We start from the raw sequence: 16,662 nt of genomic DNA on the forward strand, positions 1-16,662 counted from the left end.
CGAGAACGCTAACGGGCTGGGAGTCTGACAGAGGCTGTCTTGCTAGCCTTGGTATGGAGAAAGACTTAATGTCGGGAGAGCTTCCGCATAACTTGACGCATCAAGACCAGAGGCGGAATGTATGGTCTCCCGATAGTGAGGGTGTAATCTTTCTAACAGTGATAGTTAAGCCCTACCACTGGTCATACATACATACCCAACCGCAAGCAACGACCCAATGTATACAGGGTCCCGATGCTTGAAGTCTGGACTGTAGGTAGTAATAGGAATTGTGTTACCACAATCATAATAATGACTTTGGATGAGCCTAAGGTACTAACTTCAGTCTGCCTCCTTAGGTCTTAACTTAAGTCTAACCTTAAGTCGGCATCTATTGGTCTGCCCCCCTACCCCCATCGCTGGTTGGTCTGGTCTCAGTGTCTGCCCGTTCTTCCTACTAGTGAGAGTTTATTACAGGCCAGAGCAGGCGCCGCTCTCAGCCTAATGACTCACAGTTGAATAAGGTCAGACTCAGCTACCGAATGTCGCTTACCATCGGCTGTTTGCCTGTACATTTGACCAGTAGCGCGGTTTAGTCGGACGTGAGCTGGCTTACCGCCAGTCAATACCTTACCGAGGACAGGTCCAGTCTGGTACTTGATGTCCGCAGCCTTCTGGTCCTTCTCCGTCCACTCGGTCCAACCATCAAAAGCAAACTCCTTGTGATGTTCTTGACGCAGCTCCTGAAGGAAGAGAATCAGGTCGGAGACTGAAGGCGACAACCGCGTGTAGTGTCGACCGCTAAGACGAAGCATAGCCCGATATTGGTCAGCTTTGGCGTAGTAGCTAATGCCCTTAGGCAAATAGTTCTGACGCTTACCGCCGTGACTATCTGCGTTCCATCGGTTCTCCTGATACGTGCAGACCCGTAGGTTGTCAGGATGGTCATTGAGACGATTACCGTCGATGTGGTCTACCACGTACCCGTCAGGGATGCGGCCTTTACACAGGCTGTAGATGACTCTGGAGCGACGATAGGTCTTACCCAGTACATTCACATTGGCGTAGCCTTGCTCACTTACAGCGAAACTCACAGGCTCTCCGGTTGCACGCCTGGATTTGCCGTAAGGTTTCTTAACTCGGAGTAGCTCCGGTATGGTTGAGTCGAAAGTTAGATAGTCGTACAGGCGAGTGCGGAAAGTGTCGGACTCGTAGCGTTTAGACATGTGATGTCCCTCCGTGGAAAGGTTAACGATGTGATTAGATTAAGTGTGGAAGACTTCCCGCATGGACGCTCCGCAAAGGACCAGAGGCGAGGCTGTGAGCTGGCGAGCAGCTAACGTTAATCTCCTGATAGTGAGGATGTAATCCATCCTACTGTGATAGTTAAGCCCCTCCTTATAGATTCCCTTGACAAAAGCATATAAATCATGTAGAGAGACCTAAGATGACTTTTATTTCAAACACTAAGCGAGTTCAACATGGCGACAATAATTGGGCTGGGTGTCATCCTGCTAGCGTTACTTGGGCATATATGGTCCCAGACAAAAAGAATAGAAAAGCTGGAATGGAACAACTGGCGGTTATCAGCAGAAAATGAAAAGCTGAAAAGTGAGCTTACCGCTAGGGACTAAGGGTCGCCCACCTTAACGACCCATCGCTTACCGCCCACTCAAGGACTACGGGGTCGACAACGCTACAGCCAGCGCATCAGCCAGACGTCCTACCGCGTGTCCCTTCCCGTACAGGTCGTAAGTGATTGACTGCGAGCTATGACCTAAGATGCCTTGAGCGTCCACCAGATTGACTCCACGCTCTTTCATACGGGTCGCCAGCCAATGCCTCAGACTATGAAGCGAGACGTTATCAGCGTCTGGCAGGGCCTCAGTCAGGACCCTTGAGTTAAACCAGTTAGAGTAGGCGCTCGGTGTCATCCCGAAGAGAGGACCATCATCAGGCTGAGCGTCTACCCACGACAGGAAGGACGTCAGGTCAAACCCATAAGCGCCATCGGTCAGCGGTACAAGTCGGACTGAATGCTTGTTCTTTACGGACTTCCCGTCCCCATCTTCATTAATGTCGATACAGACCAGTCCATTGTCCAAGGTTACAATGTCACGTTTAGTCAGGTGGCAGACCTCAGCAGACCGAGCACCAGTGACCACAGAGACCAGAGTCGCCCACCTGCGAGCCTCAGAGGTCGTGTGAGCGGTATGTCGTGTGAACTGATACTCAGCCTCTACCCGGACAAGAAGTCTCTCCAGCTCCTCGTCAGTGAATGCTCTACGCTTGGAGTCGATATCCTTGGTCAGCTTCATCCGTTCAATAGGGTTGCGGCCCTCAAGTTGCCCATTCATCAGGCCATAATCGAGACACATCTTCGCTTTGGTCAGCAGCTTGTTGATTGTCGATGGTCTCACCTCAGAAGCCAGCATAGCGTCCCTGACAGCCAGCCACTCAGAGCGAGACATCAGGTCCATGTCTTCAGGCAGGAACCGGGAGACAGTATTTAGTGAGGACGAGAGGTCCTTGTAGCTGGAGGACTTCAGGGTCTGGACCTTCTCAGCCAGCAGTGAGGACACAAGCTCAGAAAAACTACAGATAGCGACCTCAGGTTGGCGCTCCTGCGTGAATACTTCTGGGCTGACTCCCTGCTCGTTACTCAGAATTGCCATAGAGTCGCATATAGTTGAGTAATCCGTAGGGTTATTCATCACAATATCAATCAGGCCAGAGGTATCACCAGTGTCTACCCTCTGCTGTGCTGCGGTCAGGACTTCAAGCGCTAACCTTATGCCCTTCTGCTGGTCCAGACTCAGAGCCTGCGTAGCTGCTAGCTCCTTCAGGTTCGACTTCTCGTCCACCAGAGTAGCGACCTCAAGTCCATTCCAGTAGTCATCACTAGCGTCTGTCAGGAACTGCTCAGCCATAGACCGGAGGTGGTCCGTAAGCTCCTGTAGCGAGACTTCAGGTCTATCCAACATGAAGGCCTTAGCTGTGGCTGCAAGCTCTCTCTGACGCATTTTGGCTACTCTCCTGTGTGTGCTGCGGGTCGATACTGAAAGAAACGGTGTGGTCTGTCCCTTGAGTCTGAAGCGGATAGTATATCGACCATTGGCTCTACGGACTAACTGAGGCTTAGCTACGCCGAGTAGATTGATTTGTGTCAGCCTTGTGTCAGGACTTGAGGTGTAGACTTGCTGATACAGATAGGGAGACCCAGAGAAAGAACTGGATGAATACACAGTATTATCATGATTAATGTCAGTCATATCAGGACCTTAAGTAGCATTGAGTCAACTACTTCAAGTCCATCCATCCGTCTGACAATGGAGTCTATCTGGAACTATGCCGGCAACACCATCATCAACCAACACTCGGATATCAATAAAACGCATGAGATTTTGCAGGATGAATCGAAATGCGAAATGATCGTCGTGATAGAGAACTTCATGACCTCTTCGGCGAAGTATGCCGATATCCTGCTACCAGACCTGATGACCGTCGAGCAGGAGGACATTATTCCCAACGACTCCGCCGGTAATATGGGGTATTTAATTTTTATCCAACCGACCACCGCGCCTAAATTTGAACGCAAGCCGATCTACTGGATTATGAGCGAAGTGGCAAAGCGCCTTGGCCCGGATATTCATCAGCGATTCACCGAAGGGCGAACACAGGAACAGTGGCTGCAATATTTGTATGCCAAAATGCTGGAAAAAGATCCGGCGCTTCCCGCGTACGACGAATTAAAGAAAATGGGTATTTATAAACGTAAAGACCCGAATGGCCATTTCGTCGCCTATAAAAAATTTCGCGAAGATCCGCTGGCGAACCCGCTCAAAACCCCTTCGGGAAAAATTGAAATCTACTCCAGCAGGCTGGCAACCATTGCCAATACCTGGGAGCTGGAAAAAGGCGATGTCATCAGCCCTCTGCCGATTTATGCCTCCACATTCGAAGGGTGGGACGACCCCAAACGTAGTTCATTCCCGCTTCAACTCTTTGGTTTTCACTATAAGTCCAGAACCCACTCCAGCTACGGAAACATTGACGTCCTGAAAGCATCCTGTCGACAAGAGGTATGGATCAATCCGATAGACGCCCAACAACGCGGCATCGCCAACGGCGATATGGTGCGCGTGTTTAATGACCGTGGCGAACTTCGTATTCCCGCGAAAGTTACGCCGCGCATTCTGCCTGGCGTCAGTGCCATGGGTCAGGGCGCCTGGCATGATGCCGATATGTCAGGCGATAAAATCGACCGTGGCGCCTGCGTCAACACGTTGACCACGCAGCGCCCTTCACCGTTGGCAAAAGGGAATCCACAGCACACCAATCTGGTGGAAATAGAAAAAGTCTGAGTCCCGTCACTGAGTCGCCGCTGGCGTTTCAGCGGCGCGTTCAGTTTCTGTCTGGAGGGCAAATTCTGGTCGTGGCCAGTGATTCCCGCTAAAATGCCCAAAACCCTGGCTAAATTGCGGTTACTGGCTCACACGATTTAAGACGCTCGGTATGGCAGTTACAGGTTAATAAACTCGTGCGGGAAATCCGCACCTTTTAGGATGTTTTGCATGATCTCATTTTCACAATCTAACGAGTTCTCAATGGCGGCGCGGGTGCTTGGCGCCCTGTTTTACTACGCCCCCGAAAGTAGCGAAGCAGCCCCGTTGGTCCACGCATTAACCACAGAAGGCTGGCAGGAACAGTGGCCGCTTTCACCGACGCTGTTAACGCCACTGGTAACCACCTTTCAGGTAAAGAGCGATGAATCGCTGTCTGAGGCCTGGCAGAGATTATTTGTTGGCCCGTGGGCGCTGCCCTCACCGCCCTGGGGCTCTGTCTGGTTAGACAGAGAAAGCGTGCTCTTTGGCGACTCTACGCTGGCATTACGCCAGTGGATGCGTGACAACGGCATTCAGTTTGAGATGCAGCAAAATGAACCCGAAGATCATTTTGGTTCTCTTCTGCTTCTGGCCGCATGGCTCGCAGAGAATGATCGCCACACAGAATGCGAACAGCTTCTGGCCTGGCATCTGCTACCCTGGTCAACCCGTTTTCTGGACGTTTTCGTTGAGAATGCCAACCATCCCTTTTACCAGGCATTGGGTCAACTGGCGCAGCATACGTTAGCCAGCTGGCAGTCACAGTTGTTGATCCCCGTCGCGGTAAAACCGCTGTTCCGATAAGTTACCTGGAAACAGTCTGGGCATGCTTGCCAGTTGCGATCCCGGCGCGCTGGCAGTGTGTTTACTCCCCGTTCGTGCGTAGGTCTGTCAGTATGCTGTTTGGCGGTCGGCGGGGGATCTGGCTTTCTGGTCCGGACGAAAGAACACGTCTGCTGGAATTAACGGGATTGGCGACGCTGATGATTTGTGAGATGACCGGGGAATATCGTTGACTCCCCGGACTGCTGATTGCCTGCGTGATCGCGCCAGTGTTATCGCGAACGCTACGCCACGACTCTATCTACCGACAGCACGCTGCCAAGCATTGACATACGGATGTACTGCCCAAGCTCACGCTGCTCTGCGCGAGGCAGATAAGGCAGTTCACCGATCAAAGGTGCAGGGATTTTTTTACCCAGAACATCAATGATTTCTGCATAATGCGCAAGACCTGGGTTGATACGGTTGGCAACCCACCCCATCAAAGGAAGTCCATCGTTGGCAATGGCCTGAGCCGTCAACAGCGCATGATTGATGCAGCCTTCCTGGATCCCCACGACCATCAGTACCGGAAGTTGCTCCTGCACAACCCATTCGGATAATGGACGAAGATCATTCATCAGACTCCGCCATCCGCCAGTACCTTCCACAACGATGTGATCCACCTTCTCGCTCAGACTCGCCAGACCATTGGACAGCAAGGTGTAATTGATAGGACCACTGTGCGCCACGCTACTTTCATCTTCGCTTAACGCAATAGGGTTGATCGCCTCATAAGGCAACTCAAGAGATGAGACACTCTGCAGCACCAACGCATCTTTGTTGCGCAACCCTTCGGGTGTCTCTTTGCTTCCTTTGGCGACCGGTTTGTAACCCGCGACAGTTTTACCCCCTGACGCTAACGCTTGTAGTAATGCGCGGGAAACCACTGTCTTCCCAACAGAAGTGTCTGTACCTGTAATAAAGAAACGCTTCAGCATCACTAACTCCACCGTTATGCTTCAAAAATATAAGCCAGGAAAATAACATAGCGGAGAAAGTCTAAGGTATGACAAGGGGGATCGGCTTGAGATAGCGCAATTTTTCGTACGACAGTGAAAAAATGTTAACCCTGTAATAGACGAATCAACAAAGAGCCGTTATACATCGCGTCTTTTACCAGTGCTGCGCCCGCCATCGTCCCCTGATTTGAAAACTGCGTGCTCTCGACGGCAATGTGCTTACTGTATGCCGGGAGTGCTTGCTGGCGAATGCTGTCAGCAATGGCGGGAAAAAGAATATCCGCCGCTTTGCTTAAGGGAGAACCGATCAGGATTTTTTGCGGGTTAAAGAGATTCACCATGATGGCCAGAATACGTCCCACATGGCTTCCGACACCGCTGATGATGTCTTTCGCCAGTAAATCCCCTTCGAGGGCAGCCTGACACAGCGAATCCACCGTTAATGGCTGACCATGCAGCGTAGAACTCATCGACTGATTGAGGCGTAATTGCGCAAGCTCAAGGACACTGTCCACGCTGGCAATGGTTTCCAGGCAGCCGTGATTACCGCAATAACAGCGTTTGCCGTAGGGATCCACCTGCGTATGACCGATCTCGACCAGGCTACTGCTCCCCGCGTGAAGCAAATGGCCATCGGTGATGACGCCCGCCCCCACGTTGTGATCAATCACCACCTGAATGACATCGCGCGCACCGCGTGAGGCGCCGAAAAGCGCCTCGGCCATCGTCCATGCGCTGATATCATGCTGAATATAAACCGGCACACCGGTATGTTGCGCCAGCGTTTCCCCTAGCGCCATCTCTTTGACATCGTCATAAAACGGCATTCGGTGGACGATGCCATTCTCAGTATCAATAATGCCCGGCAGGGTGACGGCGATAGAGGTTAACCGTTCAAGTTGTTGTTGATGGCGGATAAAAAACTGATCGACCAGCGTGATGATACGATCAAGCAGCGGAAGGTCGGCGATAAGGGGAAGTTCAAGACACTCCTCCACAACCAGTTTGCTGCTCAGATCGCGCAAGGCAAGGAAAATCTCCCCGCGACTGATGCGGATAGATAAATAGTGCCAGGCTTCGGTTTCCACCATCAGCCCAACAGCAGGACGACCGCGGCTACCCGCTTCTTTGATCTCCAGTTCCTGCACTAAATGCGCTTCAAGCATTTCGCGGACAATTTTGGTAATACTGGCAGGCGCCAATTGTGCCAGGCGAGAAAGATCAATACGCGATACCGGCCCCAGCTGATCAATCAGGCGATAAACCGCGCCTGCGTTGGTCTGCTTGATTTGATCGATATGCCCAGGCTGACTATCAGCAACCACCGCTTACTCCCTTTATTTTCGCGCTCCGAAATAATCTGTAGGCTATGGTGAAGGAGTTCAACACTCGCCGTCAAATTTTTGCGTAGCCGTGTGATTTACTGCACATTTTCACTGCTTTTTAAACTAAATTAAGCACGGCTTACTGCGGATAACAGCTGATGGCGAAAGCGTTGCGCGGCATGACTTTGTTCATGGTGTTTTGGCCAGACCAGCCACATTTCCGAAACAGCGTCGGCTTCAGCGATCGGTATCCAGCACATTTCATCGATCTGCACGCGTTTAAAGGAGGCGGGAAGAATCGAAACGCCCAGCCCCGCCGCCACCAGCCCTATGATGGTCATGGCTTCCCCAACTTCCTGGGTAATGACCGGCGTCAGGTTATAGCGACGCATCAGCCCAAGGATATCGTCATACAGACCCGTCCCAACGTGGGGATCAAAAAAGACAAACGGCTCCTTCGCCATCTCAACCAGCGTCACCACCGGCTTTTGCGCCAGTCGATGCTCGCGAGGGATCATCGCCATCAACGGTTCATGCAGTATCACCTCCCGGTTGAGCGTATCCGGAAGCAGCGTATTGCGCAGCAATCCCATATCCAGCGCCCCTTCGCTCAACGGTGCAATCTGCTCACGGGTATTCATTTCGCGGGTCTGCATGTGTATATCTGGAAAATCCTGGCGAAACCCGGAAAGGGTATCGGAGACGGCTTTAATAAAGGGTGCCGAGGAGGTGAACCCGATGCGTAATTCGCCCGCCTCTCCCTGATGCAGACGTTCCGCCCGCGCCGCGGCCTCATTGACCAGTCCCAGTATCTGCCGACTGTCGGCTAAAAACTGCCTTCCGGCAGCCGTCAACGCCACGCTGCGATTGGTCCGCGCCAACAGCCGTGCCCCAACCTGCTGCTCAAGGATTTGAATCTGTTGGCTCAGCGGCGGTTGCGAAATATTAAGACGTGCGGCGGCGCGACCAAAATGCAGTTCTTCCGCAACCGCCACAAAATAGCGTAAGTGACGCAATTCAATATTCATATTTTAAAAGTATTATTTGAGACTATTAATATATTAGACAGAATATTTTGATTTTCCTACTCTTAAGTCTGATTCTTCAGCCGTTATTGTTGCGGCCAGTCTGGAAAGGGGGTGGACACATTCCCAGCCCGAAATGGCGCGAAAATCGCTTTATGAATCAGATTTTCAGGTGGTCATCCCCGTCACCTAAACTACGGGGATGCTAAGCAAGGATTTCACGTGAGCCGTACAACTATTGTCGATACCGCCCCGGCAAGCGATGTTGATGAACAGACTATTTCCCAGCCAAATCAATTTATAAAACGCGGCACCTCGCCGTTTATGCGCGTCACCCTGGCGCTGTTTTCTGCCGGACTGGCGACATTCGCCCTACTCTATTGCGTACAGCCTATTTTGCCTGTTCTATCCCATGAGTTTGGCGTATCGCCAGCCAACAGCAGTATTTCTCTTTCCATTTCAACCGCAATGCTGGCTATTGGTTTACTGTTTACCGGCCCACTTTCCGATGCCATCGGCCGCAAGCCGGTGATGGTGACCGCCCTGCTTCTCGCCTCCTGCTGTACGCTACTGTCAACCATGATGACCAGCTGGCATGGCATTCTGATCATGCGGGCCTTGATTGGGTTGTCGCTGAGCGGTGTTGCTGCGGTGGGGATGACCTATTTGAGCGAAGAAATTCACCCCAGTTTTGTCGCGTTTTCTATGGGGCTGTACATCAGTGGCAACTCCATTGGCGGAATGAGCGGACGCTTGATCAGCGGAGTCTTTACCGATTTTTTCAACTGGCGAATCGCACTGGCGGCGATTGGCTGTTTTGCGCTCGCCTCAGCATTAATGTTCTGGAAAATATTGCCGGAGTCTCGTCATTTCCGTCCCTCCTCGCTACGGTCTAAAACGCTGTTTATCAACTTTCGTCTGCACTGGCGTGACCGGGGTTTGCCGTTACTGTTCGCCGAGGGTTTTTTGTTGATGGGGTCATTCGTGACACTGTTTAACTATATTGGCTACCGGCTGATGCTCTCCCCCTGGGAACTGAGCCAGGCCGTGGTAGGACTGCTCTCTGTTGCTTACCTGACGGGAACCTGGAGCTCGCCAAAAGCGGGTGCCATGACCACTCGCTATGGTCGTGGTCCGGTGATGCTGTTTTCGACGGGGGTGATGCTGGTGGGGCTGTTAATGACGCTGTTCACCTCTTTATGGCTGATCTTTGCCGGTATGCTGCTTTTTTCTGCCGGATTTTTTGCCGCACACTCTGTCGCGAGCAGTTGGATAGGCCCGCGCGCGCGGCGGGCGAAAGGTCAGGCATCGTCGCTTTATCTCTTTAGTTATTATGTAGGATCTAGCGTTGCCGGGACGCTCGGCGGCATATTCTGGCATGACTACGGCTGGAACGGGGTTGGCGGGTTTATTGCGCTGATGCTGGTGCTGGCGATTCTGGTCGGCGCACGCTTACACCATCGACTACACGCCTGAAGATAAGAAACCCGGGCATCCCGCAAGGTGTAAAACGCCATGCCCGGGTATTCTTTCTGTCTCGACTAACAACCAACTACCACATTCCCAAAATGGAGGATGCCCCCACCATTTCCCTGATGGCGTCCAGTGCCAGAAGAGCAAATACAACCCAATAGATCGGATTCATAATGCTGTATGTGTTTGTTTTTATTTTCGTGGGCGATTCTACCGCTTCGCAGACTAAAAAAATGTACCGGTAAGCAAAACACCCTATTATGGTAGGAGTCATGACCCGCACGTTCCGCCGAAGAGGATACATGGACAATAAAAACTATCAACAACTCACCCGCACCTTTTTGCGTTTATCCCGATTTTCCCATCTCTCTGCCATCGCCAGTTGGGATATGTTTGCCATGATGCCTCCGGGAGGCAGTCACGCCAGAGGCGAAGCGCTGGCGGAACTGAGTGTTCTGGAACATCAAATCATCACCGACCCTACGGTGGCGCAGTGGATTGCCGCGGCCGAACAGGAAGATCTCGACGAGATTGAACGCGCAAACCTTCGTGAGATGACACGCCTGCATCATCAGGCGTCACTGCTGCCTGAGTCGCTGGTTGAGGCTAAATCACTGGCGGGAAGTCGCTGTGAACACGCCTGGCGCAGCCAACGTCCGGCAAATGACTGGCAAGGGTTTTCACACAATCTCAAAGAAGTGGTGAAATACAGTCGGGAAGAGGCGCGGTTACGCGCGCAAGCCAGGGGCTGCACGCCCTACGATGCGCTACTGGATGTCTTTGAACCGGATATGACCAGCGCGCAACTGGACGTGCTGTTTGCCGATGTGAAAAGCTGGCTTCCCGATCTACTGAATAAAGCCGTCGCCAAACAATCTGAGCGCCAGCTTATTGCACCGGTGGGACCTTTCCCAACCTCGGTTCAGCGCGAACTGGGACTGGAAACGATGGCGTTACTGGGTTTTGATTTCAACGGTGGACGTCTGGATATCAGCGCCCATCCCTTCTGTGGCGGCGTACCGGAAGATGTGCGGATCACCACACGTTACGATGAAAACGAACTTCTCAGCGCACTGTTTGGCGTCATCCACGAGACGGGACACGCGCGTTATGAACAAAACCTGCCGCGTAACTGGCCAGGCCAGCCCATCGCGCTCGCGCGTTCTACTGCTATTCATGAGTCCCAGAGTCTGTTTTTTGAAATGCAACTGGGTCGCAGCCAGGGATTCCTGAAGCACCTGATCCCAGCGGTTAAACGTCACTTTGGCGATCAAGCCGCCTTTGATGAGGCGAACTTTATGGCCTGGAATCAGCAGGTGAAACCTGGATTCATCCGTGTGGATGCCGATGAAGTTAGCTACCCTGCGCACGTGATTTTACGCTATGAAATTGAGCGGGCACTGATCAACGGCGATATTGACGTTGACGACATACCGGCGCTGTGGAATGAGAAAATGCAGGCCTGGTTAGGACTGTCGACTGACGGTAATTACCGCGACGGTTGTATGCAGGATATTCACTGGACCGATGGCGGATTTGGCTACTTCCCATCCTATACGCTGGGCGCGATGTACGCCGCGCAGCTGTTCAGCGCCGCAAGCCGGGCGTTACCAGAGCTGAACGCACATATCGCCGAGGGCAACTTAACCGCCCTGTTCGACTGGTTGCGGCAAAATATCTGGCAACACGGGAGTCGGTACACCACCGCGCAGCTCATTACGCAGGCAACCGGAGAACCCCTCAGTAGCCGGTACTTCCGCGAACACCTTGAAGCGCGTTATTTGTCATAACCCCGCCCAAAAACATGGCCCGATGGCGCAAGCTTATCGGGCTTTTTCCCTCTCAAAAACAGCCCCCTGCCAGCTTGTACATATCGTTACACGCCGATACCAATGACTCACGGAAGCCCTGAATTTACAGCGATATAGTTATTTCAACGGCCCCGCAGTGGGGTTGAATGAAAAACCAATTCGAGGGTATTAAAATGAAAAAAGTATTAGCTCTGGTTGTTGCCGCTGCTATGGGTCTGTCTTCTGCTGCATTTGCTGGCGAAACCACCACATCCACTACCGCTCCAGCGGTCACCAAATCGGCTTCCGCGACTACCACCCATCACAAAAAACATCACAAAGCCGCGACCCAGAAAGCGCCAGAACAGAAAGCGCAGGCCGCTAAAAAGCACACAAAAAAAACCGCAGCCAAACCGGCAGTAGAACAAAAAGCCCCTGAGCAGAAAGCGCAGGCGGCTAAAAAATACACCAAAAAACCGGTAAAACACGAAGCGGCTAAACCCGCAGCTCAGCCTGCTGCGTAAGACTCCGTCAGGTTCAATGGCGCTCCCCCGCGCCATGACACACGGCGCTAAATTGTTCTGATTTAGCGCCGTTCTTCTGGAGGGTACCAGGATGCCTCGTTACCGTTTTGAGTTCATTCTTATCGCTCTTATTTTATGCGCACTTATTGCCACGCACTTTTATCTTTCCTGATGTAGTTGTCTGATTTTGCTCCCACTTTTTTGCCGTCCCGTCTATAGTATTTACTGAGGGTTCAGTTTTAATAATCATAATTACCCACACAGAGTGTGATATGCACAAAACCATTGCTGTATTACTGGCTTCAGTTTGTCTTTCTCCTGTCGTGACTCATGCGGATGAGGTTGATACGACTGCCGCGGATACCCAAGAAGTCAAAACACTATTTTTTGGTCAGGATGATCGCGTGCAGGTCGCTGACCCAACCCAACCGCCCTGGGACGCAATTGGCCAACTGGAAACCGCCAGCGGGAATCTCTGCACCGCGACGCTCATCTCACCGCATCTGGCGCTGACGGCGGGACACTGTTTGCTGATCCCACCAAAAGGTAAGCCGGATAAAGCCGTCGCCTTACGTTTTGTGTCGAAAAAAGGACTCTGGCGCTATGAAATTCACGGAATTGAAGGACGGGTCGATCCCTCGCTGGGTAAACGTCTGAAACCCGACGGCGATGGCTGGATTGTTCCCCCGTCGGCGGCATCCTGGGACTTCGGCCTGGTGGTGTTACGCTATCCGCCCTCCGGCATTACGCCACTGCCCTTATTTGAAGGCGATAAAGCGGCGTTAACCGCTGCGCTGAAAACCACCGAGCGTAAAGTGACACAGTCGGGTTATCCGGAAGATCATATTAATGCACTGTATACGCACCAGGATTGTCTGGTCACCGGCTGGGCGCAGACATCAGTCCTCTCGCACCAGTGCGACACGTTGCCTGGCGACAGCGGATCGCCATTGATGCTGAAGACCGATGCGGGTTGGCAGTTGATTGGCGTGCAAAGCTCCGCCCCGGCGGCGAAAGATCGCTGGCGGGCGGATAATCGCGCGCTCTCCGTCACGGGGTTTCGTGACAAACTGGAAGCGCTGGCCCAACAATAACTCAGCAATGCCGTTGCTGGCGCAGCTGTAACAGCGACTCGATCGGCATCGGCTGGCTAAAGTAGAAGCCCTGAAGCTGATCGCATCCGGCAAGACGCAGCAGCTTCATCTGTTTTTCTGTCTCTACGCCTTCCGCAATGACCGCCATTCCAAGTGCGCTGGCAATTCGGATAGTACCGCTTACCAGCGCTGACGCCTGATCGTCATCATCCACCAGTCCTGCCAGCGATTTATCGATCTTAATGGTGTCGAAGTTAAATCGGCGTAAATAACCGATGCTCGAATATCCGGTGCCGAAATCATCCAGCGCTACCGCCGTACCCAGCAATTTTAAATTCGCGATGGCGGCGCGTGCCCGTTCCGGGCTTTCCAGCACATACGTTTCCGTAACTTCCAGCTGTAAACGCCCCGCCGGGAACCCGGTTTCCTGCAGGACGCCCGCCACTTTGTTCTCAAAATCCGGGTCGCGGAACTGGGCGGGAGAAATATTCACCGACAGCTTAAGATCGCTCAACGGCAGGAGATCAAAACAGGCGCGACGCAAGACAAACAGGCCGAGCCGGTAGATCAATCCACTGGTCTCGGCAATACGGATGAACTCATCCGGTTTTAATTCGCCGGCAGGTCGGCGATGCCAACGAGCCAGCGCCTCCACGCCAATCATTTTTTGCGATCGGGCATCAACAATAGGCTGGTACCAGACATCAAACTCTTCTCTTTCCAGACCGAGACGAATGTCATTTTCGATGACAATTTCTCGTTCCCGAACGCTGTTTAATGCGGAATCGTAATGCGTAATTCGCCCCTTGCCGGTACTTTTGGAGTGATACATCGCGATATCCGCCCGCCGGAACAGCTCGGAACTGGTACTCTCCACCAGCGAACCGCTCGCAATACCAATACTGGCGCCAATGTGGATGGTTCTTTCCCCCAGACAAATAGGCGTATTGAGATAATCAAGAACACTGCCGGCAAAGGCCGCGGCACGTTCCTCCGCTCGCTCGCCGCCGACCATCATCGCAAACTCATCCCCGCCCATGCAAGCCAGCATCCCTTCCGGAGGGATTTTATCTCTCAGCGTTTGAGCTATGGTGACAATCAGTTGATCGCCAACGTGATGACCGTAAATATCATTGACGTCTTTAAAGCCATCGAGGTCGATAAAGACCACGCTTTTGGTTCCCGGCTCACCGCTTAACCGGGAATGCTCCAGCTTTTCAATTAAAGCGCGGCGGTTTGGCAAATGACTTAACCAGTCAATACGCGCGATGCGTCTTGCTTGCTGCTCACCTTTTGCCAGTTTGTAGAGTCCAACACTGCTCAACAAAATAAACAGCAGAATTAACGCCGCCGCCAGCATGACAATCTGCGTAATGTCGCTTGAAGCCGCCTGTGCCGCCTGTACGCCGGGCAGGCGTGCCTGCCAGCTAAGATAACCAAGCACCTCTCCGGCCGAACTTTTCAGCGGTACATTGGGACCCGCCGAGGGGTCAGCAGTATAGGCAAGATTTTCTATCTGAAAGGTTTTACCCAATCCGCTCAGGATCTCTGCATTGAGGTGGCGGGTAATCACAAGGTAACGACGTTCATTTCCCTGAATGGGAAATCCTTCTGTCATCGGGCGAATTAATCCGATACCGACAAAAGCAACGCCTTCACGGGTGCGGGTGATTCCGGCGTAAATATTTTTTTCACTGGCGAGAGAGTACGCATGTTGGTCGTTCAAAAACTGCATACCCCGGCCAAAAAAACGGAGGTTATCTTCCATAAACGGCTTACCGCGGAAGGCGCCCCATAAAACGTGGAAGTGTTCGTCGAGGATAAAGGTGCCGTCGTACAGGTTATTGATCTTAAGACCTGAACCCCATGTTTTGTGTAACCACGCGGTGTCCAGCGTGGGTCGATAGGCTTCTTTTACCGCCTCGTCCCAGACGGCATTGTCCAGCACCAGTGACCATACGCGATTCACCGACGTCTGAACCGCCCCTTGTACGGATAACGCGGTACGGCGGTCGTCAATTTCGTTGGTTTTGCTGCTGATGAGGTGAAGAGAGAGATAAAGCAGTGCCACGACCGAGATAATCAGACCTATCCCGGCCATAAAAATCATAACAAACAGCGTTTTCGCTGTAGGAATATTACGCCAGTGCAACCAATTTGCCATTCGGATCCCTCGCCCGTCGCCTGACTAATTGTATTATTTATAGCGTACTACAGCCGGAAAATTTCGCTGCCTGATTCTTACAGGCAGCGATCACATCAGGCGAGCTTTATCATGACCATCCCGACCAACAGGAGCACCAGACCCATCCAGCCTTTATTATTAAGACGTTGGCCAAAAAGCACCCAGCCCGCCGCCAGCGTGGCGGCAATACCGAAGCCGCCCCACAATGCGTACGCCACGGAAAGGTCAATCCCCTTCACCGCCTGGGACAGCGCGCTAAACGCGGCCAGGACAGCGGCGAGAGACAACAAACCGTAAAATTTCCGCCGAAAACCGTCAGAGAATTTCAGAAACACGTTGGCGATAATTTCCAGCACGATAGCAGCAGCCAGCCAGGCGGCATGGACCCATTCAAACTGTTGCATGCGTCCCCCCTTTCACCGCTTTCACCGTTTTGGCGGGCTTTCGCGTGCCGGATTTAATCAGCACAATGCCAAGAACCAGGGTCGCCAGTCCGGCGATTTTCATCGCTGACAACGCTTCATCAAATAACAACACACTAAACAGCGTAATAAATAAAATACCGATCCCTTCCCACAAGGCGTAGGCGACACCAAGGGCAATTTTTTTAACAGCAAATGACAGAAAAATATACGAGAGCGAAATCATCACTAGCATCAAAATAAAACCGGTATTGCCATCGCTAACACTTGCCCATTTCATCGACAGCGTTCCGGTAATTTCAGTCGCAATAGCCAGTGCTAATAAAATCCAGTAAAACATGGTGCTTCTCCTGCTTGAGAATAAAGTCCTGCGGATTTGCTGTAAGCAGCAAACCAAAAATAGAATCAGATAGCTCAGCGCATTGCGCCAGCTCAGGCAGAAGAAGAGGACTAAAGCGCGTTGCGCCAGAGCTGCTCACCAGCAAGCAGGAAGGTAGAAGAAGTACGAAGGTGTGTCGATGTAGAAAAAAACGTCCTGAACATATTGTCCATAATATTACAATTATCCGCAGTGTTGCTTCTCGTCATCGCGGATGATAATTGTCCTCGGTAGTTAAACACACCCGATTTGTACCACAGCTATAGATTTAACTCAAAACCTTTTCACTTCTTTACC

16 protein-coding genes and 2 pseudogenes are annotated in these 16,662 nt (G+C 52.1%); 8 read left to right on the forward strand and 10 right to left on the reverse strand.

The genetic code is table 11. The features are described 5' to 3' along the window. Positions 1–488: 488 nt before the first annotated feature. On the reverse strand, positions 489–1,205 hold the full coding sequence (locus NNO04_RS18385; RefSeq protein ID WP_052686864.1) for an HNH endonuclease: 717 nt from the start codon (positions 1,203–1,205) through the stop codon (positions 489–491). Positions 1,206–1,658: 453 nt separating this feature from the next. Further along, complete coding sequence (locus NNO04_RS18390; RefSeq protein ID WP_164091697.1) at positions 1,659–3,251, reverse strand: site-specific integrase; 1,593 nt, start codon at positions 3,249–3,251, stop codon at positions 1,659–1,661. Positions 3,252–3,317: 66 nt separating this feature from the next. Here NNO04_RS18390 and NNO04_RS18395 point away from each other — a divergent pair. The 3 genes and pseudogenes from NNO04_RS18395 to NNO04_RS18405 form a co-directional block, all read left to right on the forward strand. Beyond that, a pseudogene (locus tag NNO04_RS18395) lies at positions 3,318–4,343 on the forward strand (molybdopterin dinucleotide binding domain-containing protein); the annotation flags it as partial. Positions 4,344–4,553: 210 nt separating this feature from the next. After that, positions 4,554–5,168: a Tat proofreading chaperone DmsD gene (gene dmsD, locus NNO04_RS18400; RefSeq protein WP_271445904.1), complete on the forward strand. Its 615-nt coding sequence runs from the start codon at positions 4,554–4,556 to the stop codon at positions 5,166–5,168. Between the two features lie 59 nt (positions 5,169–5,227). Beyond that, positions 5,228–5,476 (forward strand): annotated as a pseudogene (locus tag NNO04_RS18405) (voltage-gated ClC-type chloride channel ClcB); the annotation flags it as partial. Here NNO04_RS18405 and bioD read toward each other — a convergent pair. The 3 genes from bioD to NNO04_RS18420 all read right to left on the reverse strand — a co-directional run bounded on the left by bioD (position 5,432) and on the right by NNO04_RS18420 (position 8,501). Beyond that, the gene (bioD, locus tag NNO04_RS18410; RefSeq protein WP_271445905.1) at positions 5,432–6,127 is read right to left on the reverse strand and encodes a dethiobiotin synthase; all 696 of its coding nucleotides are present in this window, start codon (positions 6,125–6,127) and stop codon (positions 5,432–5,434) included. The pseudogene NNO04_RS18405 and the gene bioD overlap by 45 nt on opposite strands. A 125-nt stretch (positions 6,128–6,252) precedes the next feature. Then, entirely contained in the window at positions 6,253–7,473 is a 1,221-nt protein-coding gene (gene mlc, locus NNO04_RS18415; RefSeq protein WP_271445906.1) for a sugar metabolism global transcriptional regulator Mlc, read from the reverse strand. Between the two features lie 128 nt (positions 7,474–7,601). Next, positions 7,602–8,501, reverse strand: a complete 900-nt coding sequence (locus tag NNO04_RS18420; protein ID WP_271445907.1) for a LysR family transcriptional regulator — start codon at positions 8,499–8,501, stop codon at positions 7,602–7,604. 219 nt (positions 8,502–8,720) lie between these two features. Between NNO04_RS18420 and NNO04_RS18425 the strand changes: the two genes are divergently transcribed. Further along, positions 8,721–9,974: an MFS transporter gene (locus tag NNO04_RS18425; protein ID WP_271445908.1), complete on the forward strand. Its 1,254-nt coding sequence runs from the start codon at positions 8,721–8,723 to the stop codon at positions 9,972–9,974. A 76-nt stretch (positions 9,975–10,050) separates the two neighbouring features. Here NNO04_RS18425 and NNO04_RS22910 read toward each other — a convergent pair whose 3' ends face one another. Beyond that, positions 10,051–10,275 (reverse strand): KPN_01571 family protein, encoded by a 225-nt coding sequence (locus NNO04_RS22910; RefSeq protein ID WP_442870748.1) that lies wholly within the window; start codon positions 10,273–10,275, stop codon positions 10,051–10,053. Here NNO04_RS22910 and NNO04_RS18430 point away from each other — a divergent pair. The 4 genes from NNO04_RS18430 (at position 10,274) to NNO04_RS18440 (ending at position 13,379) form a co-directional block, all read left to right on the forward strand. Beyond that, positions 10,274–11,761, forward strand: a complete 1,488-nt coding sequence (locus NNO04_RS18430; RefSeq protein ID WP_271445909.1) for a carboxypeptidase M32 — start codon at positions 10,274–10,276, stop codon at positions 11,759–11,761. The genes NNO04_RS22910 and NNO04_RS18430 overlap by 2 nt on opposite strands. A 194-nt stretch (positions 11,762–11,955) precedes the next feature. Beyond that, a complete protein-coding gene (asr, locus tag NNO04_RS18435) occupies positions 11,956–12,285 on the forward strand; it encodes an acid resistance repetitive basic protein Asr (protein WP_271445910.1) in 330 nt (109 codons plus the stop codon). 91 nt (positions 12,286–12,376) lie between these two features. After that, positions 12,377–12,457, forward strand: a complete 81-nt coding sequence (locus tag NNO04_RS22915; protein WP_192614343.1) for a hypothetical protein — start codon at positions 12,377–12,379, stop codon at positions 12,455–12,457. Positions 12,458–12,557: 100 nt separating this feature from the next. Continuing rightward, positions 12,558–13,379 carry a trypsin-like serine peptidase gene (locus tag NNO04_RS18440; RefSeq protein ID WP_271445911.1) on the forward strand — a complete coding sequence of 274 codons (822 nt, stop codon included), beginning with the start codon at positions 12,558–12,560 and terminating at the stop codon, positions 13,377–13,379. Position 13,380: 1 nt separating this feature from the next. Here NNO04_RS18440 and NNO04_RS18445 read toward each other — a convergent pair whose 3' ends face one another. The 4 genes from NNO04_RS18445 to NNO04_RS22920 form a co-directional block, all read right to left on the reverse strand. After that, the gene (locus NNO04_RS18445) at positions 13,381–15,543 is read right to left on the reverse strand and encodes a bifunctional diguanylate cyclase/phosphodiesterase (RefSeq protein ID WP_271445912.1); all 2,163 of its coding nucleotides are present in this window, start codon (positions 15,541–15,543) and stop codon (positions 13,381–13,383) included. Between the two features lie 95 nt (positions 15,544–15,638). Then, positions 15,639–15,968 carry a multidrug/spermidine efflux SMR transporter subunit MdtI gene (gene mdtI / locus NNO04_RS18450; protein WP_271445913.1) on the reverse strand — a complete coding sequence of 110 codons (330 nt, stop codon included), beginning with the start codon at positions 15,966–15,968 and terminating at the stop codon, positions 15,639–15,641. After that, positions 15,955–16,326, reverse strand: a complete 372-nt coding sequence (gene mdtJ, locus NNO04_RS18455; RefSeq protein ID WP_271445914.1) for a multidrug/spermidine efflux SMR transporter subunit MdtJ — start codon at positions 16,324–16,326, stop codon at positions 15,955–15,957. Before mdtJ ends, mdtI begins: the two co-directional genes overlap by 14 nt. A gap of 110 nt (positions 16,327–16,436) precedes the next feature. Next, complete coding sequence (locus NNO04_RS22920) at positions 16,437–16,607, reverse strand: protein YdgV (RefSeq protein WP_442870747.1); 171 nt, start codon at positions 16,605–16,607, stop codon at positions 16,437–16,439. Between the last annotated feature and the right edge of the window lie 55 nt (positions 16,608–16,662).

Origin of the sequence: Citrobacter sp. Awk 4 (assembly GCF_028069725.1) — a bacterium.
Taxonomy (GTDB): domain Bacteria; phylum Pseudomonadota; class Gammaproteobacteria; order Enterobacterales; family Enterobacteriaceae; genus Citrobacter_D.

Coding starts and splice junctions, on each gene's coding strand:
- NNO04_RS18385 (WP_052686864.1), bottom strand. CDS start 1,205: ATGTCTAAACGCTACGAGTCCGACACTTTCCGCACTCGCCTGTACGAC.
- NNO04_RS18390 (WP_164091697.1), bottom strand. CDS start 3,251: ATGACTGACATTAATCATGATAATACTGTGTATTCATCCAGTTCTTTC.
- dmsD (WP_271445904.1), top strand. CDS start 4,554: ATGATCTCATTTTCACAATCTAACGAGTTCTCAATGGCGGCGCGGGTG.
- bioD (WP_271445905.1), bottom strand. CDS start 6,127: ATGCTGAAGCGTTTCTTTATTACAGGTACAGACACTTCTGTTGGGAAG.
- NNO04_RS18420 (WP_271445907.1), bottom strand. CDS start 8,501: ATGAATATTGAATTGCGTCACTTACGCTATTTTGTGGCGGTTGCGGAA.
- NNO04_RS18430 (WP_271445909.1), top strand. CDS start 10,274: ATGGACAATAAAAACTATCAACAACTCACCCGCACCTTTTTGCGTTTA.
- NNO04_RS22910 (WP_442870748.1), bottom strand. CDS start 10,275: ATGTATCCTCTTCGGCGGAACGTGCGGGTCATGACTCCTACCATAATA.
- asr (WP_271445910.1), top strand. CDS start 11,956: ATGAAAAAAGTATTAGCTCTGGTTGTTGCCGCTGCTATGGGTCTGTCT.
- NNO04_RS22915 (WP_192614343.1), top strand. CDS start 12,377: ATGCCTCGTTACCGTTTTGAGTTCATTCTTATCGCTCTTATTTTATGC.
- NNO04_RS18440 (WP_271445911.1), top strand. CDS start 12,558: ATGCACAAAACCATTGCTGTATTACTGGCTTCAGTTTGTCTTTCTCCT.
- NNO04_RS18445 (WP_271445912.1), bottom strand. CDS start 15,543: ATGGCAAATTGGTTGCACTGGCGTAATATTCCTACAGCGAAAACGCTG.
- mdtI (WP_271445913.1), bottom strand. CDS start 15,968: ATGCAACAGTTTGAATGGGTCCATGCCGCCTGGCTGGCTGCTGCTATC.
- mdtJ (WP_271445914.1), bottom strand. CDS start 16,326: ATGTTTTACTGGATTTTATTAGCACTGGCTATTGCGACTGAAATTACC.